20 protein-coding genes and 1 pseudogene are annotated in these 25,524 nt (G+C 66.7%); 7 read left to right on the top strand and 14 right to left on the bottom strand.

All coding sequences use genetic code 11. The features are described from left to right. Window positions 1–126 precede the first annotated feature (126 nt). The 7 genes from F615_RS0110835 to F615_RS0110805 all read right to left on the bottom strand — a co-directional run bounded on the left by F615_RS0110835 (window position 127) and on the right by F615_RS0110805 (window position 8,316). A complete protein-coding gene (locus F615_RS0110835; RefSeq protein WP_019561208.1) occupies window positions 127–2,280 on the bottom strand; it encodes a 3'-5' exonuclease in 2,154 nt (717 codons plus the stop codon). Then, complete coding sequence (locus tag F615_RS0110830; protein WP_019561207.1) at window positions 2,277–2,654, bottom strand: response regulator transcription factor; 378 nt, start codon at window positions 2,652–2,654, stop codon at window positions 2,277–2,279. The genes F615_RS0110835 and F615_RS0110830 overlap by 4 nt, the downstream gene beginning before the upstream one ends. Continuing rightward, a complete protein-coding gene (locus F615_RS0110825) occupies window positions 2,623–5,433 on the bottom strand; it encodes a sensor histidine kinase (protein WP_019561206.1) in 2,811 nt (936 codons plus the stop codon). The genes F615_RS0110830 and F615_RS0110825 overlap by 32 nt, the downstream gene beginning before the upstream one ends. A 1-nt stretch (window position 5,434) precedes the next feature. Next, window positions 5,435–5,632, bottom strand: coding sequence for a hypothetical protein (locus F615_RS0110820; RefSeq protein ID WP_019561205.1), 198 nt, complete (start codon window positions 5,630–5,632; stop codon window positions 5,435–5,437). A gap of 86 nt (window positions 5,633–5,718) precedes the next feature. Continuing rightward, window positions 5,719–6,084, bottom strand: coding sequence for a hypothetical protein (locus tag F615_RS0110815; RefSeq protein ID WP_019561204.1), 366 nt, complete (start codon window positions 6,082–6,084; stop codon window positions 5,719–5,721). A gap of 107 nt (window positions 6,085–6,191) precedes the next feature. After that, entirely contained in the window at window positions 6,192–8,045 is a 1,854-nt protein-coding gene (locus tag F615_RS0110810) for a sodium:solute symporter family protein (protein ID WP_026330237.1), read from the bottom strand. A 13-nt stretch (window positions 8,046–8,058) separates the two neighbouring features. After that, window positions 8,059–8,316 carry a DUF4212 domain-containing protein gene (locus F615_RS0110805; protein ID WP_019561202.1) on the bottom strand — a complete coding sequence of 86 codons (258 nt, stop codon included), beginning with the start codon at window positions 8,314–8,316 and terminating at the stop codon, window positions 8,059–8,061. A gap of 439 nt (window positions 8,317–8,755) precedes the next feature. Between F615_RS0110805 and F615_RS0110800 the strand changes: the two genes are divergently transcribed. Both F615_RS0110800 and F615_RS18290 read left to right on the top strand, forming a co-directional pair. Then, window positions 8,756–9,964, top strand: coding sequence for an NAD(P)H-dependent flavin oxidoreductase (locus F615_RS0110800; protein WP_026330236.1), 1,209 nt, complete (start codon window positions 8,756–8,758; stop codon window positions 9,962–9,964). A 136-nt stretch (window positions 9,965–10,100) separates the two neighbouring features. Further along, window positions 10,101–11,765, top strand: a complete 1,665-nt coding sequence (locus F615_RS18290; RefSeq protein WP_083932457.1) for a L,D-transpeptidase family protein — start codon at window positions 10,101–10,103, stop codon at window positions 11,763–11,765. A 103-nt stretch (window positions 11,766–11,868) separates the two neighbouring features. Here F615_RS18290 and F615_RS20440 read toward each other — a convergent pair whose 3' ends face one another. The 6 genes and pseudogenes from F615_RS20440 to F615_RS0110770 all read right to left on the bottom strand — a co-directional run bounded on the left by F615_RS20440 (window position 11,869) and on the right by F615_RS0110770 (window position 17,939). After that, window positions 11,869–13,323: an aldehyde dehydrogenase gene (locus F615_RS20440; protein WP_026330235.1), complete on the bottom strand. Its 1,455-nt coding sequence runs from the start codon at window positions 13,321–13,323 to the stop codon at window positions 11,869–11,871. Window positions 13,324–13,608: 285 nt separating this feature from the next. Beyond that, a pseudogene (locus tag F615_RS20435) lies at window positions 13,609–14,121 on the bottom strand (ABC transporter ATP-binding protein); the annotation flags it as partial. Continuing rightward, entirely contained in the window at window positions 14,118–14,864 is a 747-nt protein-coding gene (locus F615_RS0110785; protein ID WP_019561198.1) for an ABC transporter ATP-binding protein, read from the bottom strand. The pseudogene F615_RS20435 and the gene F615_RS0110785, both read right to left, overlap by 4 nt. Continuing rightward, the gene (locus tag F615_RS0110780; RefSeq protein ID WP_019561197.1) at window positions 14,857–15,819 is read right to left on the bottom strand and encodes a branched-chain amino acid ABC transporter permease; all 963 of its coding nucleotides are present in this window, start codon (window positions 15,817–15,819) and stop codon (window positions 14,857–14,859) included. Before F615_RS0110780 ends, F615_RS0110785 begins: the two co-directional genes overlap by 8 nt. After that, window positions 15,816–16,691 (bottom strand): branched-chain amino acid ABC transporter permease, encoded by an 876-nt coding sequence (locus F615_RS0110775; protein WP_019561196.1) that lies wholly within the window; start codon window positions 16,689–16,691, stop codon window positions 15,816–15,818. The genes F615_RS0110780 and F615_RS0110775 overlap by 4 nt, the downstream gene beginning before the upstream one ends. Before the next feature lie 9 nt (window positions 16,692–16,700). Continuing rightward, window positions 16,701–17,939 carry an amino acid ABC transporter substrate-binding protein gene (locus tag F615_RS0110770; RefSeq protein ID WP_019561195.1) on the bottom strand — a complete coding sequence of 413 codons (1,239 nt, stop codon included), beginning with the start codon at window positions 17,937–17,939 and terminating at the stop codon, window positions 16,701–16,703. Window positions 17,940–18,162: 223 nt separating this feature from the next. On the opposite strand from F615_RS0110770, the gene F615_RS0110765 reads away from it, so the two are divergent. The 3 genes from F615_RS0110765 (at window position 18,163) to F615_RS0110755 (ending at window position 21,803) form a co-directional block, all read left to right on the top strand. After that, on the top strand, window positions 18,163–19,128 hold the full coding sequence (locus tag F615_RS0110765) for an AraC-like ligand-binding domain-containing protein (protein ID WP_019561194.1): 966 nt from the start codon (window positions 18,163–18,165) through the stop codon (window positions 19,126–19,128). Between the two features lie 81 nt (window positions 19,129–19,209). Continuing rightward, a complete protein-coding gene (locus F615_RS0110760) occupies window positions 19,210–20,652 on the top strand; it encodes a mannose-1-phosphate guanylyltransferase/mannose-6-phosphate isomerase (RefSeq protein ID WP_019561193.1) in 1,443 nt (480 codons plus the stop codon). Next, entirely contained in the window at window positions 20,652–21,803 is a 1,152-nt protein-coding gene (locus tag F615_RS0110755) for a WecB/TagA/CpsF family glycosyltransferase (RefSeq protein WP_019561192.1), read from the top strand. Before F615_RS0110760 ends, F615_RS0110755 begins: the two co-directional genes overlap by 1 nt. Here F615_RS0110755 and F615_RS0110750 read toward each other — a convergent pair. Then, window positions 21,800–23,170 carry a UDP-glucose dehydrogenase family protein gene (locus F615_RS0110750; protein WP_019561191.1) on the bottom strand — a complete coding sequence of 457 codons (1,371 nt, stop codon included), beginning with the start codon at window positions 23,168–23,170 and terminating at the stop codon, window positions 21,800–21,802. The genes F615_RS0110755 and F615_RS0110750 overlap by 4 nt on opposite strands. Before the next feature lie 246 nt (window positions 23,171–23,416). Between F615_RS0110750 and rfbB the strand changes: the two genes are divergently transcribed. Both rfbB and rfbD read left to right on the top strand, forming a co-directional pair. Continuing rightward, on the top strand, window positions 23,417–24,490 hold the full coding sequence (rfbB, locus tag F615_RS0110745; protein ID WP_019561190.1) for a dTDP-glucose 4,6-dehydratase: 1,074 nt from the start codon (window positions 23,417–23,419) through the stop codon (window positions 24,488–24,490). Beyond that, on the top strand, window positions 24,487–25,383 hold the full coding sequence (rfbD, locus tag F615_RS0110740) for a dTDP-4-dehydrorhamnose reductase (protein WP_019561189.1): 897 nt from the start codon (window positions 24,487–24,489) through the stop codon (window positions 25,381–25,383). The genes rfbB and rfbD overlap by 4 nt, the downstream gene beginning before the upstream one ends. Window positions 25,384–25,524 lie beyond the last annotated feature (141 nt).

Genomic DNA, 25,524 nt, shown 5'->3' with positions numbered 1-25,524 from the left:
TGACGAGGGGGGCTTGGATGCAACGGTTATCGGCCCGTGTGGTCTGCCGCTTGAGGGGGAGGGGCGGACCAGAGTGCGAAGATCGCGCTGGCTGCGGTGGGGATCAGCCCAGGTGAGAGGCCATGCTCAGTATTGGATGCGGGCGTAATAGGTCTTTTTCGACGCTTCCCGCGCCTGCGCGAGCGTGTGGATGCCTTGGGCGGCCAGCAGGGGGAGGAGTTTGAGGAAGATCTCGGCCGTGACGATGGCGTCGCCCAGCGCGGTGTGGCGGCCGAACACCGTCACGCCCAGACGTTCGGCGATGGCCTCCAGCTGATGGGAGTCTTGGTGCGGGTGCACCACGGCCGACAGCAGCAGGGTGTCCAACACCGGCTGGTCGAAGCGCACGCCGGTGCGGGCTTCCTTCAGCTGCAAAAAGCGCATGTCGAAGGCCGCGTTGTGCGCCACCAGCACCGTGTCGCGGGCATATGCGTGAAAGGCGTGCAGGACTTTGTCGATGGTGGGTTGGCCCAACAGCATCTCCGGCGTGATGCCGTGGATGGCCGTGGAGGCCGGCGGGATCGGGCGTTGGGGATCGACCAGTTGCTCGAAGCATTCTTGGCGCAGCAACTTGCCATTGACGATGCGCGTGGCACCGATTTGGATGATTTCGTCCCCGCCGGTGGGCTCCAAGCCCGTGGTTTCGGTGTCGAACACGGTGTAGACCAGGTCCACGAGCCGGCGCTCGGCCAGGTCTTGGTTGGAATCGCTGGTCTGGAACAGATCGAAATCGTAGAACTCCGGCCGGCGGTCCTGAGGGAGCAGGGCTGTTGCCGGGGGGGCTTCCGGGGCAGTGGCCTGCGGGAGCAGGAAACGGAAGAAGGCCTGATTGCGCGTGCGCTCGCGTTCGAACCAGAATTCGCCGCCGTGGCGGTCGAGCACTTCGCGCACGCTCAGCGGGGAGGCGCCCGCGCCGCCCTGCATGGGGTCGAGCTCCCAGCTCATCACGGTCTCGGTGCTCATCGCCTGGCCGGGCCAGACCAGGTCCAGGTGGGCATGTGCGCCGGCCGGGGCCAGGCGCAACTGCAAATAGCGCACCTGGTACTCGTCCACCAGCCGGCCGGCCAGGTAGGCCAGGGCCTGCAGCAACGAGAAGCTGTCCACGCGCAGCCACACGGTGGCATCGACCTCGCCGACGTTCACACGAGCGCCGTGGATGGCTTGCAGACGCTGGGCGGCGGCGGCGACGAAGTCGGCGCCGAGCATGTCCTCCAGCGGCCAGCGGGTGCGCCGCGCTTCGGTGCTGCGCTGGGCCAGGTCGTTGAGCCGGCGGCTCATCGTGGCCGTTTCCTCGCGCACCACGTGCTGCAAGCGCTCACGCATCGATGCGTCCAGTGCAGGATCATCCAGCACTTCGACGGCCGCCCGCAGCGACGCCAGCGAGGCGCGCGTGCCTTGGATGAGGTCGTGCAAGACGCGGTCGCGCTCGCTTTCGGCCTCGAAGGCCTCGGTGATGTTCTCCAGCATCAGCAAAAAGCCGCCCAGGCCCGACTCCGATGGATCGCGCACCGGCGTCATCTGCACGCGCAACAGCTGGCCCGTGGGCGTGCTGGTGACGAACTGGGCCGAGGGCTCGGGCTGACCACGTGCCATTTGACGGCGTAGGAGGTCTAGCGCATGGGCCACCAGACGGCGGTCGATCACGGTGTAGATCGAGCGGCCCAGACCGATCAATTCGGCTCCGTCGGCCAGGGCCGGCGTGCTGGACAGGGCACGGAACTGGCTGCGCGCACGGGCGTTGTACAGCAGCATGCGTCCGTCGAGGTTGCACACCACCACGGCTTGCCGGAGCTCGGCCATCAGCGCGGCCAGGCGCGAGCGTTCCTGTTCGATGCGTTGGCTGGCCAGGCGCACTTGCTGGGCCATGTCCTCGCGCAGCCGCGCGCGTTGGCGCACGAGTTCGTTGATCACCCCGGTGAGTGCACGCAGCTCGGCGCTGCCTCGCGGGGTGATTTCGCGCACGACGCCGGTGCCCAGCACGGTTTGGGTGTCCTCGGCCAGTCGGGCCGCCGCGGTGATCCAGCGCCGATAAACCGGGCGCAACAGCAACACGACCAGGCCCAACGTGACGACGAAGGCCATGGCGATCAAGGGGGCTCGCTCGGTCAACACCGTGCGCAGCATGTGGCGCTGGGGCTCATCGACGGTGGACCACACCAGCGCCACGCTCAGCGCGCCCCACGACAGCAGCGCCAGCGCGAAGGCCAGCAAGGCCAGCACGAAGCGGCGATCGATCCTCACGAGCCCTGTGCCTCCAGCATCTCGCGCACCTTGCCCACCAGGTCCTTGGTGGAGAAGGGCTTGGTCACATAGGCGTCGGCACCCAACGCCAACCCTTTGGCGATGTCGGTGTCGCGCCCTTTGGCAGTGAGCATCAAGATGCGCACGCCGCGCAGGCGCTCGTCGCTGCGCACTTCCTGGCACACTTCGAAGCCGTTGCGGCGCGGCATCATCACATCGAGCAGCACCAGGGCCGGCGGGTCGGCACGGATGGCCTCCAGGGCCTCCTGACCATCACGCGCCAAGCTCACCTCATAGCCCTCGCGCTTCATCAGGTATTCCAGCGACAGCAAGATGTTGGGCTCATCGTCCGCGATGAGGATCTTGGCAGGCATGCTCGTCTCCGGTGGGGCGTTCTTGATGCATCGATTCGTTCGTGGGCGTCCAGGGCATCCACAGGCAGAAGCAGGCGCCGGGGCCGTCTTCCTCGCTCAACCACATGCGTCCGCCGAAATGCTCCACGATCTGCCGGCTGATGGGCAAGCCCAGCCCGGTGCCTTGACGGCGGATGCTCTCGTCCCCGCCCTGACGGAATTTTTCGAACACCGTGGACCGCAGCGACTCGGGGACGCCGGGGCCATTGTCTTGCACCTCGATGCGAACGCCGCGCTCGTCGGGCAGGACCCGAACGTCCACGCGGCCGCGGCCCTGCGGCACGAACTTGGCGGCATTGGTCAGCAGGTTGAACATCACCTGCATCAGCCGGTCGCGGTCGGTGCGCAGCGTGCGCAAGCCCGGTGGCAGATGCAGGTGGACTTGGGCGCCGCGCTCGTGGAAGAGCTCTCGCGTGGTGTTGACGGCTTGCTCCAACAGCGCGGCCAAGTCCACGTCGGTGGGGTGCCATTCGGCGTGGCCCGACTCGATCTTGGCCATGTCCAGCACCTGGTTGACCAGTCGGCTCAGGCGTTCGGTTTCGCTGACGATGAGACCCAGGAATTGCTGGCGCTGGGCGCGATCCATGTCCGCGTCGTCGAGCATCAGTTCGGACAGCGCCCGGATGGAGGTCAGCGGTGTGCGTAACTCATGCGTGACCGAGGACATGAAATCATCCTTCAAGCGGTCGAGGCTTTTGAGCTGCTCATTGGCTTGGCGCAACTCGGCCGTGAGCTGCTCCAGCGCACGCGATTTTTCCTCCAGCTCGCGCGAGTGGGCTCGCAGTTGCGAGGTTTCCTCCAGCATGCGCATCACGTCGTCCAGATCCAGGGCTTCTTCTTCGACCACCGAGGCCACCATCACGCGCGCCGAGGCGCTGCCGATGGCGCCGGCGAGCTGGGTTTCCACGTAGTGCACCAGGCGGGCGTCGGCCGGGATGCGCTCGATGCTGGGCGCACCGACCTGGCGGGCATAGTCCTCGAACAGCCGCTGGGCATGTGCCGGACCGAGAAAGCGTGAGACCAGCGGCAACAAATCGGCCACGTGCGCGCGGCCGCGCCAGAACACCGGACGGGTGGCCTGGGTGCGATCGAACACGTCGACGAACAGCATGGCCTGGCTGGTTTCATGGGCCGAGGGTCCGCGCCACAAGGACAGGCCCACATAGGCGCCGATGTTGGCCAACAGGCTCCAGAACAAGGAGTGCGTGAGCGGGTCCAGTCCGCTGAGGCCGAGCAAGGCCTCGGGCTTGAGCAGTTCCCAGCCGAAGGGGCCGTGCTCCAGCAGCGAGGTCTCCAGCCAGCCCGACTTGACCAGTGAAGGCAACAACAGCGTGTACATCCACAGGGTAAAACCGGCCAACAGGCCGGCCATCGCGCCTTCGCGGGTGCCGCCTTTCCAATACATGCCCCCCAGCATCGCCGGCGCGAACTGGGCCACCGCGGCAAAACTGATCAGACCGATGCTCACCAGCGCGTAGGCTTCACCGGCGAGGTGGAAGTACAAGTAGCCCAGTAGCAAGATGCCCACGATGGCCGCGCGCCGGATGCCCAACAGCACCCCGGTGAGATCGCCGCCCGAGCGGGCTTGCACGCGCCGGGTGCGCAGCAGCCAGGGCATGATCAGATCGTTGCATACCATGGTCGAGACGGCGATCGACTCGACGATGACCATGCCCGTGGCGGCCGACAGGCCACCGATGAAGGCCAACAAGGCCAAGGCCTGTTGGTCGGCCGACAGCGGCAGCGAGATCAGGAAGCCCTCGGGGTCGTGGCTGCCCTTGTCGAAGTGCATCAATCCGCCCAGCGCGATGGGCAGCACGAAGAGATTGATGAGCAGCATGTAGGCCGGGAAGGCCCAGGCGGCGCGTTTGAGGTGGTTCTCATCGACGTTTTCCACCACCATCACTTGGAACTGCCGCGGCAAGAAGATGACCGACAGCATCGACAGCAGCGTCAGCGCGAACCACGAGCCGTAGGCAAATCCATGGCCCTGCCCCGCGCCTTGGGAGGGGCTGAGCAGGGCAGCCAGTTCCGGGTCGGCCAGGGCCCGGCCGAACAGATCACCCAGGCCGTCGTACAGCCCCCAGGTGACGAAGACGCCGACGGCCAGGAAGGCCAGCAGCTTGACCAGCGACTCAAAAGCAATGGCTGCGACCATGCCTTCGTGGCGTTCGGTGCTGTCCAGGTGGCGCACCCCGAAGACGATCGTGAAGCCGGCCAGCACCAGCGCGACATACAACGCGGTATCCTGCCACCAGGCCGAGCCGGACGCGCCCTCGGGGGACGCCGGCGGCTGCGTCAGCAGGCCGTAGCCCACGGAGATGGCTTTGAGCTGCAGCGCAATGTAGGGCACGATGCCCACCACCGTGATCAGCGTCACCAGCCCGGCCAGGGCGGGGCTCTTGCCATAGCGGCTGGCGATGAAGTCGGCGATGGAAGTGATGCGGTACGTCTTGGCGATGCGGATCATCTTGCGCACCACCATCCATGCCAGCACCATGGCCAGCGTCGGGCCCAGGTAGATCGGCAGGAACCACACGCCTGCAGTGGCGGCGCGACCCACGCTGCCGAAGTAGGTCCAGGCGGTGCAGTACACCGCCAGCGACAAGGTGTAAATCCAGGCATTGCCGATGATCGAGCGACCCTCGGCCGCGCGACGGTCGCCATGGTAGGCCACGGCGAACAACAGCAGCAAGTAAGCGAAGGCGGTGACGATGACCAGCGGCGCGCTGAGCACCATGTCAGTCGTCCAGGCGTTCCACGAGCCAGGCGGTCATGCCGATCAGCACCGCCCACACCAGGAAAAGCGCTGCGGGGAACAGCGGCACCCCCAGCACCGTGGCCTCGCGGTCCCACAGCGCCATCAGCGGAAAGTTCAGCAACAGCCAGCCGGCGAAGAACACAAACACCAGCCGCTGCGCCCCCAGACTCCTGAACATCGGTGTCTCCTCATCCTGGGCGCGCCGTTCATGGCGGCAAGGCTCTCTTTGCAACACGAATTGTGCCTGTGCCTTCGACGGCGGCCTTACGGTGAACTCCCAGGCCGCCGGCGGCCCGCCACCGCAAACCCATGGGCCTGCCGGCTCAGGGCGAGGGAGGCGAAGATCTTGATCCATAGCGTCGAGCCGGCAATGGCAATCCATTCATCGCGGCTGAGCGCCTGGAAGCCCAGCACCGCCACCAACACCGCCACCAACACGAGGCCCCCCAACAGGTTGATGGCCAGCTCATAGGGGGCGTAGCGCTCGGCATCGGGCGGCGGCAGCCCCTTCTTGAGCGCCACCTCCGAGAAGTCGCGGCGTACCCCAATGCGCCAGGCGCGTCGCAGCCAGAAAAACGCCACTGGAACGAGCGCCAGCAGAAAGAACCAATTGAGGAGATAGATGCTCATGACCGTGGACCGTCGCAGCGTCGATTGTTGGCCAAGAAAAGACCCCGCGCACCGGCGGGGTCGGGGCGGGCCGTGCAGACAGACGGCCCGCGGCGGCTGCGTGCCGCTCAGTGCGCCGTGGCGGCACCGGCGCCCTTGGGAGTGCGCACGGCGTCCACCATCGCGGCAATGTGCGAGGGCACGGGGGCCGTCATCTTACTGACCACAAAAGCCACGGCGAAGTTCACCAGTGCGCCCACGGTGCCGAAGGCTTCGGGGGTGATGGTGAAGAAGCTGTTGGCTCCGCCGATGAGGTGGACATACTCGGTGCCCTTGATGAAGAAGATGCCCTTGTGTGCGAACACATAGAACAGCGTCACGGCCAGACCCGCGATCATGCCGGCGCTGGCGCCTTTGTCGGTCACGGTCTTGCTGAAGATCCCCATCATCAGGGCCGGGAAGATCGTCGAAGCAGCGATGCCGAAGGCCAGGGCCACGGTTCCGGCGGCAAATCCCGGCGGGTTCAAGCCCAGATAGCCGGCCACGAAGATGGCGCCGGCCATGGCGATCTTGCCGGCCACCAGTTCGCCTTTTTCGCTGATATCGGGCTTGATCGCACCTTTGATCAGGTCGTGCGAGATGGCCGAGGAAATCGCCAGCAACAAGCCTGCTGCGGTAGACAGCGCTGCGGCCAGGCCGCCGGCGGCCACCAAGGCGATCACCCAGTTGGGCAGTCGCGCGATTTCTGGGTTGGCCAGCACGATGATGTCGGCGTTCACCGTCAGCTCATTGCCTTTCCAGCCGGCGGCCGCGGCCTTGGCCTGCACCTCCGGGTCCTTGGTGGCACTGTTGTAGAACTGGATGCGGCCATCGCCATTCTTGTCTTCCCACTTCAGCAGACCCGTGGCTTCCCAGCGCTTCATCCACTCGGGGCGCTTGTCATACGGCAGGCTGGCTTCGGGGGAGAAGAGGTCAGGCTTGGCCTTGATCACTTCGGGGTCGACGACCAGCTGTCCGGCCTCGTTCTGTGTGATGCCCACGGCCGTGTTGGTGGTGCCAAACAGGTTCAGACGGGCCATGGCACCCACGGCCGGGGCGGTGGTGTACAGCAGCGCGATGAACACCAAGGCCCAACCGGCCGACGACCGGGCGTCGGCCACCTTGGGCACGGTGAAGAAGCGCACGATCACGTGCGGCAGTCCGGCCGTGCCGATCATCAGCGAGATGGTGTAGAACAGCATGTTGATCGTGCTGCCGGCCGTGTTGCTCGTGTACTGTGCGAAGCCGAGATCGGTGATCACTTGATCGAGCTTGGACAGCAGCGACACGTCGGTGCCTGCCAAGTTCGCGCCCAGGCCCAGCTGCGGCAGGAAGTGTCCGGTCAGATTCAGCGAAATGAAGAATGCCGGCACCAGGTAGGCCAGGATGAGCACGATGTACTGTGCCACTTGGGTGTAGGTGATGCCCTTCATCCCGCCGAACACCGCATAGGCGAACACGATGGCCATGCCGATGTAGATGCCTTGGTCGCTGGTGACGCCCAGAAAGCGTGCGAAGGTCACGCCCACCCCGGTCATCTGACCGATGATGTAGGTGATGGAAGCCACCAACAGACAGACCACGGCCACATTGCGGGCAAACTGCGAGTAGTAGCGGTCGCCGATGAACTCGGGCACCGTGAACTTGCCGAACTTGCGCAGGTAGGGCGCCAGCAGGCAAGCCAACAGCACATAGCCGCCGGTCCAGCCCATCAGGAACACCGCGCCGCCGTAGCCCATGTTGGAGATCAGGCCGGCCATCGAGATGAAGGAGGCCGCGCTCATCCAATCGGCCGCCGTGGCCATGCCATTGGTGACAGGGTGCACGCCACCGCCGGCCACATAAAAGTCCTTGGTGCTGCCGGCGCGGGCCCAGATGGCAATGCCGATATAGATCGCGAAGCTCAGCCCCACGATCAGGTAAGTCATCCATTGAAGATCCATGGTGCGCCCCCGATCAGTCTTCCTGCATGCCGAATTGGCGGTCGATCTGCTTCATCTTCTTGGCGTACCAGAAGATCAGCGCGATGAAGATGTAGATCGACCCTTGCTGGGCGAACCAGAAACCCAGGGGATAGCCCCCGAGATGAATGGCATTGAGGGCCGGGGCGAACAAGATGCCGGCCCCATAGGACACCAGGGCCCAGATCAGCAGCACCTTGGTCAGCAACCTCAGAGTGGCCGACCAGTAAGCCTGCGCGTTGTCGTTGTCCATCGAGTGTCTCCTCTCGAAACGAGAAATTGCATTGCGGGCGTGGATGGCGCCGCCCGTCCCAACGTGTGGCAGCACGCGACGCTGCATCGACGCAGTGCAATGTGACCGGCCCGGCTTACGTCCACCTTATCGCGCGGGTTTGTCCTGAGGGATGCGGGCGCGTGTGGTCGTTCAAGTCGCACGCCGGCATGGGGTTGTCAGGTGGCCGTCAAGGTCATGGGGCACTGCATGGGCAGCCCCAGGTGATCGAAGTCGGTGAGATGCATGGGGTCGATGTGCCCGTCGGTGGCGTTGTGCCGGCCTGGCCCACCGGCAACGTCGTCTCACGCGCCAAGCCGCCGGTGCTCGTGCTGCATCGACGATCGTTCATTGAGCAGGCTCAAGTCACGACTGACGAGATGCGCTTACCTTCTCACCCTCTCCATCGAGCGGTGTGTTCATGTCTGAAGTCGCGTCTTGTGTCGAACCTGCATTGGCCGAGCTGCTCGAGCGCAGCGGCCTGTCGGCGCTACGCCTGCGGGGACGGCGTTTGTTGCCCATCGTCCAGGGCGGCATGGGGGTGGGGGTGTCCGCCCATCGTTTGGCCGGCAGCGTGGCTGCGCTGGGCGGTGTGGGCACACTCAGCAGCGTGGACCTGCGCCGTCACCATCCCGACCTGATGGATCGCACTCGTGGCTTGGGCAGCGGCGAAGCGGCCAAGCAGGCCATCGATGCGGCCAACCTCGAAGCCATCGACCGCGAGGTGGCCGCGGCTCGCAAGTGCAGTGCTGGCCGAGGTTTGTTGGCGATGAACGTCATGCGCGCGGTCAGCCAATATGCCGCCAGCGTCAAGCGTGCATTGGAAGCGGGTATCGACGCCATCGTGGTGGGCGCTGGCTTGCCGCTGGACCTGCCCGATTTGGCGCAAGACCATCCGAAGGCTCTGCTCATCCCCATCTTGTCGGACAGCCGCGGCGTGCAGCTCCTGGTGAAGAAGTGGGAGCGCAAGAAGCGTCTGCCCGATGCGATCGTGATCGAGCATCCGCGTCTGGCCGGGGGCCATCTGGGCGCTGCCAAGGTCGCCGATCTGGACGACCCCCGATTCGACTTCGAGCGGGTCTTGCCCGAAACCCGCGAGTTCCTGCACAAGGCCGGCATCGAGCGGGAGATCCCGCTCATTGCCGCCGGGGGCATTCGCACGCATGCCGACATCGCTCGTGTGCAGTCGCTGGGGGCCAGCGCCGTGCAGCTGGGCACCCCGTTTGCCGTGACCGAAGAAGGCGATGCACACCCGGAGTTCAAACGGGTGCTGGCACAAGCCCGCGAGGAGGACATGGTCGAGTTCACCAGCGTGGCTGGTCTGCCCGCGCGCGCGGTGCTCACCCCTTGGCTCAAAGCCTATTTGGGCATCGAGGCCAAACTGCAAGCCGCCGCACGCGCCAAGCGTCGCTGCACCAAGGCCTTCGATTGCCTGGCCCAATGCGGGCTGCGCGATGGACGGCCGGGCTGGGGCCAGTTTTGCATCGACCATCAACTGGCCGCGGCCTTGCGAGGCGATGTGAAGAAAGGCCTGTTTTTCCGCGGCGTGGGTGCGTTGCCCTTTGGGGATCAAATTCGCAGCGTGCGTGAGCTTATCGAGCGGCTGCTCACGCCAGCGGCGGCCGCTTGAGGGCCTTGCATGCGCATCTTGCGCATCCGTGGCGAAGCGGCGCGGCCGGCCGCATCGTGGCACTGCGGACTAGGCTCAGGCTCGCCGATTCGGGGGATGCCGTCAAAGCCGGCATCGGCGTTACCCTTGGCAGCCCATGCGTCGATCTGCTTTGTGCTTTGCGATTTGTGTGGCCGTCTGTGCCGGCATCGTCACGGTGCCGCGCACCGTGGCAGCACCGCTGCCGACCCCATGGCTTGAGCATCCCGAGTCGGTCTGGGCTGCGCCCGTGGCGCCGGCCGAGGCCGAGGCCCTGCGGCGCTTCTACGCATTGGGCCCTCGCGGCTGGCGGTGGTTCGATGCCCAGGGCCGGGCGCGTCCTGTGTTGGCCGAGGCGCTGTCGGTGCTGGCCGCCGCCGAGGACGATGGATTGCACCCCGCCGACTACCAGGCGCATCAACTCGCCCGGGCCGTTGGCGCCGCACTCGATGCCGCCCCCAACGCCGAGGCTGCCGACGTGTCGGCGCTCGATGTGCGTTTGAGTGTGGCCATGCTGCGCTTGCTGCGCGATCTGCACTTGGGCCGGGTCGATCCGCGCCGAGATGGCTGGAAGCGTCGGCCTGCGACCGTGGTGCCCGACTTCGCCGCCGTGTTGCATCACGCCCTGGAGGCCGGCCGGCTGGCCAGCGCCTTGCAGGCCCTGCGCCCCGCCTGGCCGGCCTACGAGGCCCTGCGTGCAACCTTGCCCGCACTGCGGGCCCAGGCAGCGCGGGAAACGCGGGTCGCATTGCCGGTGTTTCGCCCTGGCTTGCGCCCTGGCCAGTCGCATCCCCAGGCCCGGCAGGTCTTCGAGCGGCTGCGCTTTTTGGGTGAGCTGCTAGGCGATGCGCCCGCCTCTGGCGACCCGGACATGTATGACCCGGCCTGGGAGCCGGCCGTGCGGCGCTTTCAGGCTCGTCATGGACTGAATGACGATGGCGTCATCGGACCGTCGACCGTGGCGGCGCTCAACGTTCCGCTGTGGCAGCGTGTGCGCCAGGTCGAATTGAGCCTGGAGCGGCTGCGCTGGATGCCCTTCGTGCCGGGCCGGCCTCTCATCGTGGTCAATGTGCCGATGTTCCGTTTGTGGGCCTATGCCGATGCCACCGAGGCGCCGGTGCTGGAGTCGAGGGTGATCGTGGGCCGCAGCGGCAAAGACCCCACGCCCTCCATGATGGAGGAGCTGCGCTACCTGGTGTTCCGTCCCTACTGGAACGTGCCTCCCAGCATCCTGCGCGAAGAAGAACTGCCGCGCATCGAAGCGGACCCGGGCTATCTGCAGCGCCACGACAAAGAAGTGGTGGCCGCAGCGTCCGACCACTCGCCGGTGGTGCCTTTCGGGGCCGAGGCGCTGGCGGGGCTGCGCGCGGGCAGCCTGCGCTTGCGCCAAAAACCCGGGCCAGCCAATGCCCTGGGCGCCGTGAAATTCATGATGCCCAATGACGAGGCCATCTACCTGCACGACACGCCCTCGCGCGGCCTTTTCCTGCGCGAGCGTCGCGACTTCAGCCACGGCTGCGTGCGCGTGCAAGAGCCCGCCGCCCTGGCGACTTGGCTGCTGCGTGATCAACCCCCGTGGAATGCACAGCGGGTGGCCGCGGCGATGCGAGACGATGCCGCGGCGTCGCAATACGTGCGGCTCGAATCACCGGTGTCGGTGGCCTTGGTATACCTCACGGCCTGGGCCGAGGCCGCGGGGGCGCCCGTGCGCTTTGCCGACGATGTCTATCGACGTGATGCGCCGCTGGCGCGGGCGCTGCAGCCGCGCCGCGCGGGCCGATAGCTCCTTGGAAGGCAGCCCGCCAGGGTCGGGGCTGCCGGCAGGCCGTCTGCCGTTCGATCGGCGCGTGCGGTGCGGCCCGCGCCTTGCGGTGGGTCTCGTGCGATCAGAAAGGATAGTGGCGTGGAGCCGTTTGCACGGTGATCCAGCGCAGCTCGGTGAACTCGGCCACACCGGCCTTGCCGCCGAAGCGGCCATAGCCGCTGGCTTTGACCCCACCAAAGGGCATTTGCGCTTCGTCGTGCACGGTGGGGCCGTTGATGTGGCAGATGCCGGACTCGATGCGCCGCGCCACCTGCATGGCGCGTGCAATGTCACGCCCGAAGACGGCCGCCGACAATCCGTATTCATTGTCGTTCGCGCAGGCGATGGCCTCTTCCACACCCTTGACCCGCACGATGCACTTGACCGGACCGAAGGTCTCCTCGCGGTAGATCCTCATGTCCGGCGTCACGTGGTCCAGCAGCGTGGCCGGCATCAGGGTGTTGTCTGCTTTGCCGCCGCACAGCAGGCGGGCCCCCTTGGCCAGCGCGTCGTCGATCAGGGCATTGCAGTGCTCCACGGTGCCCATGCCGATGACCGAGCCCAGCACCACCGGGTCGCTTTGACGCGGGTCGCCCAGGGGGAGCCCGCGGGCCTTGGCCACCAGCTTGGTGATGAAGTCCTCGGCGATCTTCTTATCCACGATGATGCGCTCGGTGCTCATGCAGATCTGGCCAGAGTTTGCAAAGGCGCCGAAGGCCGTGGCATTGACCGCATCGTCCAGATCGGCATCGTCGAGCACCACGATGGGGGCCTTGCCGCCCAACTCCAACACCACCGGCTTGAGGTACTTGGCGCAGGTCATCGCAATGATCTTGCCGACCCTGGTGGAGCCGGTGAAGTTCACCCGCTTGACCGCCGGATGCGCCACCATGGCTTCGACCACGGCGCCGGCATCGGCAGGGGCGTTGGTGATGTAGTTCACCACGCCGGGCGGGAAGCCTGCGTCTTGCAGCGCTTGGATGATGAGTTGGTGGGTGCGCGGGCAGTTCTCCGATCCCTTGAGGATGACGGTATTCCCGCAGGCCAGTGGTGTGGCGATGGCGCGCACGCCCAAGATGATCGGGGCGTTCCATGGGGCGATGCCCAGCACCACGCCGGCGGGCTGGCGCACGCCCATGGCCAAGGACCCCGGCACGTCCGAGGGGATCAACTCGCCGGTGATTTGCGTGGTCAGGGCGGCGGCTTCGCGCAACATGCTGGCGGCCAGGAAGACATTGAAGTGAGCCCACATGCCGGTGGCGCCGGTTTCGGCGGGCACGGCTTCCATGAATTCGGGGGTCTTGGCCTCCAGCGCGTCAGCGGCTTTCAGCAGGAGCGCGCGACGTTCGCCAGGGCCGGTCTGGCTCCAGGTCTTGAAGGCTTGCGCAGCGGCTTCCACGGCTGCGATGGCGTCGGCAGTGCTGGCCGCAGGCGCGCGCGTGGCCACACTGCCATCGAGCGGGTTGCGACGTTCGAAGGTGGCACCCTTCTCGGCGGAAACGGCCAGGCCGTTGATGAGCATGGACAGGTCGGACATGGACTTCTCCTTCGTGTCGGAGGCAGAGGACGAAGACGAGCAGGAGGCCCCCGACGGGCCTCCCAGGTAGGCCTGGCGGATCACCGTGGAGCGCGACAGCAACGAGGCGGTCGCGCTGGCCACGAGGACGCCACGTTCGAGCACATAGCCCCAATCGGCCACTGCCAGGGCTTTGCGGACGTTTTGCTCGACCATCAACACGGTGGTGCCCGCGTCGGCGATGCGCCGTGCGATGGCCAGCAATTCATCGACCATGCGCGGCGCCAGACCGAGCGAGGGCTCATCGAGCATCAGCAGGCGCGGTGCGCTCATCATGGCGCGCGCCACGGCCACCATCTGCTGCTCGCCGCCGCTCATCGTGCCGGCCAGTTGCTGCGCGCGTTCGGCAAGTCTGGGAAAGTCCTTGAAGGCTTGAGCCAGACGCCTTGCGCGCTCGGCCTTGTCCACCAGCCAGCCGCCGAGCTCGAGGTTTTCTCTCACGGTCATCTGGGCAAAGAGCTGGCGGCCCTCGGGCACCAGGCTCAGCCCGCGGCGCACGATCTCGTCGGGGCGGCCCACGGGCAGGGCCTCGTCATCGAGCAAGACGGTGCCAGTGCGTGGGATCAGTCCGGCGATGGCCTTCAGCAGCGTGGTCTTGCCCGCGCCGTTGGGGCCCAGGATCACGGTCAGGCCGGGTCGAGCTTCGAGCGTCAGATCGCGCAGCACCAAGAAGCCGCCATAGCCGGCGCTCAGCCCCTCGACTTTGAGGTGGGCGAGCTTGCGGCCCGCGCTTGGGGCCTGAGCCAAGTCGTTCCTCATGCCACAACCTCGGCCATTTCGTCTCCCAGGTAGGCCTCGATCACCTCGGGATGGCGCACCACCTCGCGCGGCGGGCCATCGGCGATCTTGCGTCCTTGGTGCAGCACCAGCACGCGCTCGACATGACGCAGCAAGGTCGTCACCGCGTGCTCGATCCACACCACCGTCAGGTTCAATTCGTCACGCAGCCGCCGGATCAGGCGGGCCATGTGCTCGACTTCCGCCTCGGTGAGGCCGGCGGCCACCTCGTCCAGCAGCAGCATGCGCGGTCGCGTGGCCAAGGCCATGCCGATTTCCAGCAGGCGCTGCTGCGAAGGCGTGAGGGTGGCCGCCGGCTGGGCGGCCTGGGCCGACAGTCCGATCACCTCGAGGATGCTGCCCGTATCCCGCAACAGCGGCGAGGCGCCGCGGCGGCGGCCGGCGAATTGCAGTCCGAAGTCGATGTTGGCCGCCACTGGCAGTTCGGCAAAGACGCGTGGCGTCTGAAAGGTGCGTGCGATGCCGTGGTGGGCATAGGCATGCGGCTTGGCGCCGGTCAGATCATGTCCCTGCGCCACGAGCTGCCCACGGGTGGGTGCGATCACACCGGAGATGGCATTGAAGAAAGTGGTCTTGCCCGCTCCATTGGGCCCGATGATGCCCACCAGCTCACCGGCGTGGAAGCGCGCATCGACCTGGTCCACGGCGGTCAGGCCGCCAAAGCGCACCGTCACACCGCGGGCTTCGAGCAAGACTTCAGCCATGGTGCGGCTCCTTCGACCACCGGCCACTGGTGCGCCACCACGTCCCGACGGTGTGCCAGCGCACCGAGGCCAGGCCGCCAGGCAGGTAGAGCACACACAGGATGAGCAGCAGGCCCAGCGACATCATGTACAGCTGCGGCAGCTGCAGGCGCAGGGTCTCGGCCAGCAGGCTGAACACGATGGCGGCGATCAGCGGTCCCCACAGCGTGGCCGCGCCGCCGATGAGCGCGATCAGCACGGTCTGAAAGCCGATGAAGGGATTGAAGACGGTGGTCGGGTCGATGTAAGTCCAGCGCACCGACATGGCCGCGCCCACGGCGCCGGCGAAGGCCGCCGTCAGCGCAAAGCCGCCGATCTTCACGAGCCGGGTGTTCACGCCCAGGGTCTGAGCGCGCTGCTCGTCGGCCCCGATGCCCACCAGGGCCAAACCGAAGCGGCTGCGCCGCACGACGATGGCCGTGACCAGTGCCAACACGGCCAGCCCCAGCACCGTGAAGTAAACCGTGTCATCCTCGGGCACCACGACCAACACGCGGCCCACCGTGCCCGTGACTTGCTTTTCGAAGTAGGTGATGGCATGCCGGATCAGCTCGGTCATGCCGAAGGTGAGCACGGCAAAGTAGGTGCCCCTCAGATGCAGCACGGCAGCGCCCATCACCACTGCGACGGCGGCGGCGAACAACGCTCCCAAGGCCACGGCCGACAGCCACCAGACCTGGGCCAGCACGATGGCGCTAGTGTAGGCGCCGATGCCGAAGAAGGCCGCGGTGGCCAGCGACAGATAACGGGTGGTGCCGCAAAACAGCGCCCAGCTCGACGACAGCGCGATGTACATCAGGCAGGTGAGCGTGAGCGACAGCACGAACTCGCTGCCCCACCGAGCCACGACCAGGGCCACGCCGAGCAGGGCCAGCAGCGTGAGGGCATCGCGCCTGAGAGAGCTTCGATCCTTCATTTCTTGAACAGCCCGTTGGGCCGCAGTAGCAGCACGGTGATGAACACGGCGTAGCTCAGCAAAGATTTCAAAGACGGATTGGTGAAATGCATGCCCAGCGCCTCGATCACGCCCAGCAGCAATCCACCGGCCAACGCGCCGCTCATGCTGCCGAAGCCGCCCAGCGTGATGACGATGAGGGCGGTGACGGTATAGGGCTCTCCCATCGAGGGCGTGATCGCATAAGTCATCGACAGCAGGCAGCCGGCCACGCCCGACAGGCCCAGGCCGATGCCGAACATCAGTGGGTGCAGTCGCTGCGTGTCGATGCCCACCAACTGAGCCCCGACGGGCGATTGCATCAGCGCACGCACGGCTTTGCCGAGCAAGGTGGTGCGCAGCAGCACGATGAGCACGCCACTCAACGACAGGGCCAGGCCAAAGACCACCAGTTTGTTGGCGGCGAACTGCGCGCCGCCCACGGCCACGGGCTGGGTGAGGTAGTCGTAGCCGCGCAGGTCGCCGCCCCAGATCAGCGAGGCAAAGTTCTGCACCAGGAACAGCAGGCCGAAGCACACCATCAGGCCACGCGCTTCGAAGACATCGAGGTTGGGGGAGGTGGCCGCAAGCGGTCGGAACCACAGCCGGTGCACGATGAGCCCCACGGCCATCAGCAGCGCGAAGCTCACCGGCAGCATCAGCAGCGGCGAGAGGCCGAACTGCGTGTGCATCAGCCAGGTGAGAAAAGCGCCCACCATCAGGAATTCGCCGTGCGCGATGTTGAGGATGCGCATCAAGCCGTACTGAAGGTTCAGGCCAAGCGCCACCAAGGCGTAGATGCCCCCGGTGATGAGACCGGAGGCAATCAACTCAAGCCAGGCACTCAAAGACATGGGCCCGACTCACACCCAGGCCGGCTTGTGCGCCAGCAAAGGCGCGGTGGCCATGCTGCGCGGCCACACCACCTCGAACTCACCCTTTTGCCATTGGCCCACCGTGCCGGGCGTGGCGGTGTTCTCGCTGCCGGTGAACCGGATCTTGCCGATGAGGGTGTCGTGTTCGGTGCGTGCCACGTAATCGCGGATGGCCTTGCGGTCCAGCCCCACCTTGGCCACGGCCGCTTGCAGAATTTGCAACCCGGCCCAGCAATGACCGCTGGCCCAACGGTCGGGCTCTTTTTGTGCGCCGAATTTGGCCACGTGGGCCTCGAAATAGGCTTTGGCCGCGGGGCTGGTCTTGGCGTTCCATGAGCCCATGCCGAGCACGCCTTCGGCACTGGCGCCCATCACATTGCGGTAGAGCTGGAAGGCCGTTCCCACCGAACAGTAGAAGAAACGCGGGTTGAAGCCGATCTCCTTGCTTTGCCGGCTGGCCAACAGCGTGTCGGGGGGGTAGGTGATGCCGATGAAAGCGTCGGGGTTGAGGTCTTTGATGCCACGCAGCACCGGGGCGAGATCTTTGACGCCGAGCGGATAGCTCTTGCGCTCGACCACTTGCAGGCTGCTGGTCTTCAAGGCGTTGTTCAGGGCCGCGAAGTTCTCCAGCCCGAACAGGTCATCCATGTACAGAATGGCCACCGTTTTGGCGCCTTGGGCCTGCAACATGTCCACCAAGGCCGACATCATGCGGTCGGGCTGTTGCAGCAAGGAGAAGAAGTAGGGCAAGTTCATGTCGATGAGCTTGCGCGACAAGGCCGTGGGCGCGAGCATCGGGTAGCCGAAGCGGTTGGCCAGCGGGGCCACGGCGAAATTGGCATTGCTGCCCCAGGGCGGCAAGATGAGGTCGACCTTGTCGCTGCCCATGAGTTTTTGGTAAGAGCGCACGCAGGTTTCGATATCGCTGCGGTCGTCGGAGCTGACCAATTCGATGGGGCGTTTGCGGCCTTGCACGTCCAGACCCCCGGCGGCATTGACCTGCTCGGCCCACAGCAGGTAGTTCGGCTCCTGGCTGACCTGGGCGCCGGGCGCCCAAGGGCCGGTGCGGGCGATGGCGTAGCCGATGCGCACGGCGCCGGCGGAGGCCTGCGCCAAGGCCGGGAGGGCCACGGTGGCGGCGCCAGCGGCCAAGGCTTGCACGGCGGTGCGTCGGCTCACGGCAGCAGCCGGGTGGCGGCGGCAGGGACGGTCGTTCGACGAGGACATGGCAGTCTCCTTTTCCTTGTGGGGGTCTGGTCGTGGCGCTGCACCAACGACAGCCAGCTGCGATGGTAGGAAGACGGCCGCCAGGCTGCTTTGCCGAGCATGCACAGCGGTTTGACGATCCGTGCACACCGGCTGGGGATTTACCCGCGCTATGGGCCCGATAGCCTTTGCAGGGGCCAACGGCCCTCGAATAATGAGCAGCTGCGACTCAGGAGCTCAGCCCATGCCCACCGTGATGATGAACACCGATGAAGTGGCGCCGCGCGAGCGGGTGCCCTTTTGGTCGGAGTGGATCAGCCGGCTCTTCTGCGGCCTGGAGTCCGACGTCTACGGCGACACCGACTTCGATGGACGCATGGTCAGCGCCCATGCCGGTGCGGTCATTCTCACGCGATTGGAGGCCAATCGCCACCGTGTCATGCGCTCGCGCGACAAAGCGCGCAGCAGCGACCACGGCTACCTCAAGATCGTGGCGCCGTACAGCGGCTGCGCCGGTGTCGAGCAACAGGGCCGGCTGGCCTGGGTCACGCCGGGGCAATGGAGCATTTACGACACCACCGAGACCTACGCGGTGGCCAACCCGGTGCGCGTGGAGCATCTCATCGTGATGGTGCCCAAGGCGCACCTGCTGGAGCGTGGGCTGGCCTTGGACGAGCTGATGGCGCGGCGACTCGGTGGCCATGGAGGAGTGGCCCGCTTGGCACTGGAAACCATGCGCAGCGTCTATCGGGAGCTGCCCGGCATGCATGACGAGGCCGCGCGCGCAGCGGGCGAGGCGATCACGCAGTTTGTGCATTTGTCGCTGCTGGAGCTGGCCGGGCGGGCCACGGCGATGTCCCAGCGAGAGGCCTTGAGAGAGCGCATCAAGCAGCTGGTGGCCGCCCGCCTGGGTGATCCGGGACTGAACGTGGAGGCCATTGCGGCGGCTTTGAACTGCAGTCGGCGCCATCTGTACAACGCCTTCTCGGACGAAGCCGAGGGCGTGGCCGGCTACATCTTGCGCGAGCGCCTGGAGGCTTGTCGGCGCGAACTGCTGCGCCCGACGCGCCGCTCGGTCACCGAGATCGCGCTGGCCCATGGCTTTGCCAATTTGGCGCATTTCAGCCGCGTGTTCAAGTCGCGCTACGGCATGCCCCCGAGCGAATACCGCGAGCACACGCGCCGCTTGCTGGGCGAGGCCACCCCTTGAAGGGGCGCATCCCGCAATGGCGGGGGTGACAGCGCGCAGGCCAGGCGGTCCAATGCGGACCGTTCCTGCTATCTTGCGCGCATGCAGATTCAACCCGTCATCCTGTGTGGCGGCTCAGGCACCCGCCTGTGGCCGGCTTCCCGAGAGCATTACCCGAAGCAGCTGCTGGCCTTGCTGGGCGACGACTCCTTGCTGCAGGCCACGGCGCAGCGGCTGCAGGGGCTGGACGGATTGCACGTGGGGCCTGCGCTGGTGGTGGCCAACGAGGAATACCGCTTCGTCATCGCCGAGCAACTGCGCCAAGTGGGGGTGCCCTCGCGCATCCTGCTGGAGCCCACCGGACGCAACACTGCACCGGCGCTCACGCTGGCTGCATTGACCGCCTTGGCCGACGGCGACGATCCCTTGCTGCTGGTCATGCCGTCGGACCATGTCGTGCGCGATGTGAGCGCGTTTGGACGAGCCGTCATGGAGGGCGTGCCGCCGGCCGGGCAGGGCGCTTTGGTCACCTTCGGCGTCGTGCCCGACCGGCCTGAGACGGGCTACGGTTACATCCGGGCTGGCCAGCGCTTGAATCAGACGGGGCGGGCTTGCCGCATCGACGCCTTCGTCGAGAAGCCCGATGCGCCACAGGCGGCCGCCTACGTGGCCAGTGGCGAGTACTTTTGGAACGCCGGCATCTTCTTGTTGCGGGCCTCGACCTGGCGCCGTGCGGTTCAGCGGCTCGCGCCGGCGATCCTGGCCGCTTGCGAGCAGGCGGTGGCCGGTGCGCGCCGGGACCTCGACTTCCTGCGGGTGGATCGTGCCGCCTTCGAAGCCTGCCCGACGGACTCCATCGATTACGCCGTGATGGAAAAGCTGGCCGCGCACCCGGATCTCGGTGCCGGCGTGGTGGTGCCCATGAGCGTGGGCTGGTCCGATGTGGGCGCCTGGGATGCCCTGTGGGCCGTGGCCGACAAGGACGAGCACGGCAATGCGGTGCGCGGCCCGGCACTGCTTGAAGACACCCGCAACAGCTTGGTGATGGCCCACTCACGGCTGGTGGCCACCGTGGGGATGGAGGATGCCGTCGTCGTCGAGACGCCCGATGCGGTCTTGGTGGCCAACAAGGCCCACACCCAGTCGGTCAAGAAGATCGTCGAGCGTTTGCGCCGCAACGGCGACCAACAGGCGTTGCAGCATCGCAAGGTCTACCGGCCCTGGGGCTGGTACGACGCCATCGACGCCGGCGAGCGCTTCCAAGTCAAGCGCATCGTCGTCAACCCGGGGGCGCGGCTGAGCCTGCAAATGCACCACCACCGCGCCGAGCATTGGATCGTCGTGCGCGGCACGGCCGAGGTCACCTGCGAAGACCGCACTTTCTTGCTCACCGAAAACCAGTCTACTTACATTCCTTTGGGCCAGCGCCACCGCCTGGCCAATCCAGGCAAGCTGCCGCTGGAGATCATCGAGGTGCAGTCTGGCGCCTATCTCGGCGAGGACGACATCGTGCGCTTCGAGGACCACTACGGGCGTGTGGACTGATGCCGGGCGAGGTCAGCGCGCTGTCCCCACCGGCTCGTGCGCCGGTCATCGACCTGGACCGCCGGGTGGTCTGCCTGTGGGGCCTGCCCTTCGACGTCATCGACCTGCCCGGCGCCGTGCAGGCGCTGCGCGAGGCCGCACGCAGCGGGCGACGCTGCTGGGTGTCCACGCCGAACCTGAACTTCGTGATCGCCGCGCGCAAGGATGCCGCGTTCCGACGTTCGGTGTTGATGAGCCAGCTCAGCTTGGCCGATGGCATGCCCCTGGTGTGGGCGGCGCGGCTGCTGGGGCTGCCGCTGCGCCAGCGGGTGGCCGGCTCGGATCTGTTCGAGGCCTTGAGCCGCGAGGATGCGGCCGCGCCGCTCAAGGTCTATTTCTTCGGCGGCCCCGAGGGGGCGGCTCAGGCGGCCTGCGAGCGCCTCAATGCGCGCGCAGGGGGCTTGCGCTGCGTGGGCTTCGAGTCCCCGGGCTTTGGGTCGCTCGAGTCGATGAGCACGCCGCAGACCTGGGCGCGCATCAATGCGAGCGGGGCGGATTTCGTCGTCGTGGCCCTGGGCGCCCAGAAAGGGCAGGCCTGGATCGCGCACAACCACCCGCAGCTGCACGCCCCGCTCATCAGTCATCTCGGGGCGGTGGTCAACTTCCAGGCCGGCACGGTGCGCCGCGCGCCGGCGGCCTGGCGACATCTGGGCTTGGAATGGCTGTGGCGGATCCTGCAAGAGCCTGCGCTGTGGAAGCGCTATGCGCGCGATGCCGCGGCCGCGCTGCCGCTGCTGACGGGCTGCTTGCTGCCGCTGTGGTGGGCGCGCAGGCGTTGGCGCGGTTGCCCCGCGCTGGACGTGCGAGTCGAGCCCGTGGCGGAGGAGGGGGGCCAGCGTGTGCGGCTGGCCGGTGTGGCCTGTGGGCTGACCATCGAGCCGCTGCGCCAGGCATTGAAGCAGGCTTTGCACAGGCCGCAGCCGCTGGAGATCGAGCTGTCGGGCCTGCGCGATCTCGACCCCCAAGCCATGGGTTTGTTGTTGCTCGTGCAGGCCCATCAACTGCTCAGCGGGCAACCCTTGCGCGTGCGTGGGGCCACGCCCGCGCTGCGCCGGCGCATCCTGCAACACGGCTGCGCCCACTGGCTGGACGCCGAAGAGCCACCGTCTTAGCGTTGCGGCATGGGCCGGCCGATGGCGTGGTATTCGATGCCTTCTTCAAGCATGCGTTGGGGCGCATACAGATTCCGCCCATCGAACACCAGCGGCTGCTTGAGCTGCGAGCGCAGCGCGCCGAAGTCGGGGCTGCGGAAAATTTTCCATTCGGTGGCAATCACCAAGGCATCGGCGCCAGGCAAGGCCGCATCGGGCGTCTCGACGAAGCGCACCCGCTCGAACCCGCCGGGCAGGTCGGCCAGATCTTGCCGCAGCACGCGTTGCGCCTCCTTCGTGGCCACCGGGTCGTAGGCGGTCACCTCCGCCCCGCGCACCAGCAGCTCGCGGATGATCACCCGACTGGGGGCATCCCGCATGTCGTCCGTGTTGGGTTTGAAGGCCAGGCCCCATAGCGCAAAGCGGCGGCCGTTCAGGTTCTCGCCCAGGCGTGCGGTGATCTTGCGCACCAGCACCCGCTTTTGACGCTCGTTGACTTGTTCGACGGCGCCAATCACTTGCAACTGCACGCCATGCTCGCGCGCGGTGTGCAAAATCGCGCGCGTGTCCTTCGGAAAGCACGAGCCGCCATAGCCCGTGCCAGCGTACAAGAAGTCGTAACCGATGCGCGAGTCCGAGCCAATGCCCACACGCACGGCTTCGATGTCGGCGCCCACGGCATCGGCCAGATTGGCCAGCTCGTTCATGAAGCTGATGCGTGTGGCCAGCATCGCGTTGGCGGCGTATTTGGTGAGTTCGGCCGAACGCACATCCATGTAGATCGTGCGCGGATGGTTGCGTTGCAGCGGCTCGTACAGCCGGTCCATCACTTCGCGCGCGCGGCGGCCCAGCTCACCACCGGGCAGGCCCAGCACGATGCGGTCGGGCCGCATGAAGTCGGCCACGGCCGCGCCTTCCTTCAGGAACTCCGGGTTGGAGACGACCGCGAATTCATGCGTCACGCCCCGGCGGCGCAGCACCGCGGCGATCTCCTCGCGCACCCGGTCGGCCGTGCCCACCGGCACCGTGCTTTTGTCCACCACCACCGTGAAGCCGTCGATGGCTTCGGCCAGCGAGCGGGCCGCTGCCAGCACGTGGCGCAAATCGGCCGAGCCGTCTTCGTCCGAAGGGGTGCCTACGGCAATGAACACCACTTCGCGCCCGGCCACGCCTGCGCGCACGTCGCTGGTGAAATGCAGCCGACCGTTGGCCAAGGCCGGGCGGATCAGTGCTTCCAGTCCCGGCTCGTAGATGGGCACTTCGCCTTGCTGCAGGCGACGCACCTTGTCCTCGTCGATGTCGATGCAGGTGACATGGATGCCCAAGTCGGCAAAGCAAGCCCCCGTGACCAGGCCGACATAACCCGATCCGATGATAGCGATTTTCAATGCAATCTCCGCAAACGTAGGGGGGTGCCCAGGCTGCGGTGGGCACCATGGCGCGGATTATCCCCTTGGCTCCCAGGCCGGGCCATGGGCGCCGGGCTGGGGCCCCACAGCTGGGGGCCGGCGCAGCCTGCATCCCCGACATGGGGGTGGTCGACGGTTGGCCGACGCACGCCGGCCTCGCACAATACGGGGTCATGGCTCGGCACGGTGTGCCGAGCACTCATTTCATCAGGCAGGCTTTCACCCATGATCCTCGTCACCGGCGGCGCCGGCTTCATCGGCAGCAACTTCGTGCTGGATTGGCTCGCACACAGTGACGAGCCCGTGCTCAACCTGGACGCCCTCACCTACGCGGGCAATTTGCACAACCTCGACAGCCTGCGCGGCGACCCCCGCCATGTCTTCGTCCATGGCGACATTTGCGACCGTGCCTTGCTCGATCGGCTGCTGGCTGCGCACCGGCCGCGCGCCATCGTGCACTTCGCGGCCGAAAGCCATGTGGACCGCTCCATCCATGGCCCGGCTGCCTTCATCCGCACCAATGTGCAAGGCACCTTCACGCTGCTGGAGGCGGCCCGCACCCATTGGCAGGCCTTGCCGGCCGACGAGCAGGCGGCCTTCCGCTTTCTCCATGTCTCCACCGACGAGGTCTATGGATCCTTGGGGCCGCAAGACCCAGCCTTCACCGAAAGCCATCCTTACCAGCCCAACAGCCCCTATTCGGCCAGCAAGGCCGCCAGCGATCATCTCGTGCGGGCCTGGTTTCACACCTATGGCCTGCCGGTGCTCACCACGAACTGCTCGAACAACTATGGCCCCTATCACTTCCCCGAAAAACTCATCCCGCTGATGATCGTCAATGCCCTGGCCGGCAAGCCACTGCCGGTCTATGGCGATGGCTCGAACGTGCGCGATTGGCTCTATGTCAAAGACCATTGCAGCGCCATTCGTACCGTGCTGGCGCGTGGCCGTGTGGGCGAGACCTACAACGTTGGCGGCTGCAATGAAATGACCAACCTCGAGATCGTGCGCACCGTGTGCGCCTTGCTCGACGAACTGCGGCCCGATCCGGCCGGGCCTTACAGCCGGCTCATCACCTTCGTGAAGGACCGCCCCGGCCATGACCGACGCTACGCCATCGATGCGCGCAAGATCGAGCGCGAGCTCGGCTGGCGACCGGCCGAAACCTTCGCCACCGGCATCCGCAAGACCGTGCAGTGGTATCTCGATCACCCCCAGTGGGTGGCTCAGGTGCAAAGCGGCGCCTACCGCGAATGGATGGCCACGCAGTACCCGTCGGCCCACGCCAAGGTCGCATGAAGCTGCTGCTCTTGGGAAAAAACGGTCAGCTCGGCTGGGAGCTGCAGCGCGCGCTGGCCCCGCTGGGCCAGCTGGTGGCGCTCGATCGCCAGGGCCTGGACGGCTTGTGTGGGGATTTGGCGCAGCTCGACGGCTTGGCCTGCACGGTGCGCACGCTGCGCCCGGACGTGATCGTCAATGCCGCGGCCTACACCGCGGTGGACCGTGCCGAGAGCGAACCCGCGCAGGCCACCTTGCTCAATGCCACCGCCCCTGCCGTGTTGGCCCGCGAGGCCAAGGCCATGGGCGCCTGGCTGGTGCACTACAGCACCGACTATGTCTTCGACGGCAGTGGCGAGCACCCTCGCCGCGAGGACGAGCCCACCGCGCCGCTCAATGTCTACGGCCGCAGCAAGCTCGAAGGCGAGCGGCTCATCATGCAAAGCGGTTGTCGGTGTCTGATTTTCCGCACCAGCTGGGTCTATGCGTCCCGGGGAAGCAACTTTGCCAAGACCATGCTGCGCCTGGCCAGCCAGCGGGACCGCCTCACCGTGGTGAGCGACCAGGTCGGCGCCCCGACCGGGGCCGACTTGATCGCCGACGTGACAGCGCATGCCTTGCGCACCGTGCAGGCCCGGCCGGAGCTGGCGGGGTTGTACCACCTGGTGGCCGCGGGCCAGACGAACTGGTTCGACTATGCACGCCATGTCATCGAACGGGCCCGCGCTCACGGACAGCCCATCCGCGTGCTGCCGCAGGCCATCGAGCCCGTGCCCACCGATGCGTATCCCACACCGGCGCGCCGGCCCTTGAACTCCCGTCTCGACACCACCCGCCTGCGCGAAGCCTTCGGCCTGCACCTGCCGCCCTGGCAGCAAGGGGTGGACCGCATGCTCGCTGAAATCCTGCCCTAAACGCTCGACGACACATGACACACGCTCACGTCATCGCATCGCCCCGGCCCGCCGCGCCGGGCCGCCCCAAGCCAGGCCCGGCCCCCCTTGGGGGGGGGGCGGCCGGTACGGCCGTTGGGGGGGGGTCCCGGGCCGCCGCGC

Source organism: Caldimonas manganoxidans ATCC BAA-369, assembly GCF_000381125.1.
GTDB lineage: Bacteria > Pseudomonadota > Gammaproteobacteria > Burkholderiales > Burkholderiaceae_C > Caldimonas > Caldimonas manganoxidans.
The sequence above is the reverse complement of the archived record's forward strand: the minus strand, read 5'-3'. Positions and strand labels throughout refer to the sequence as shown.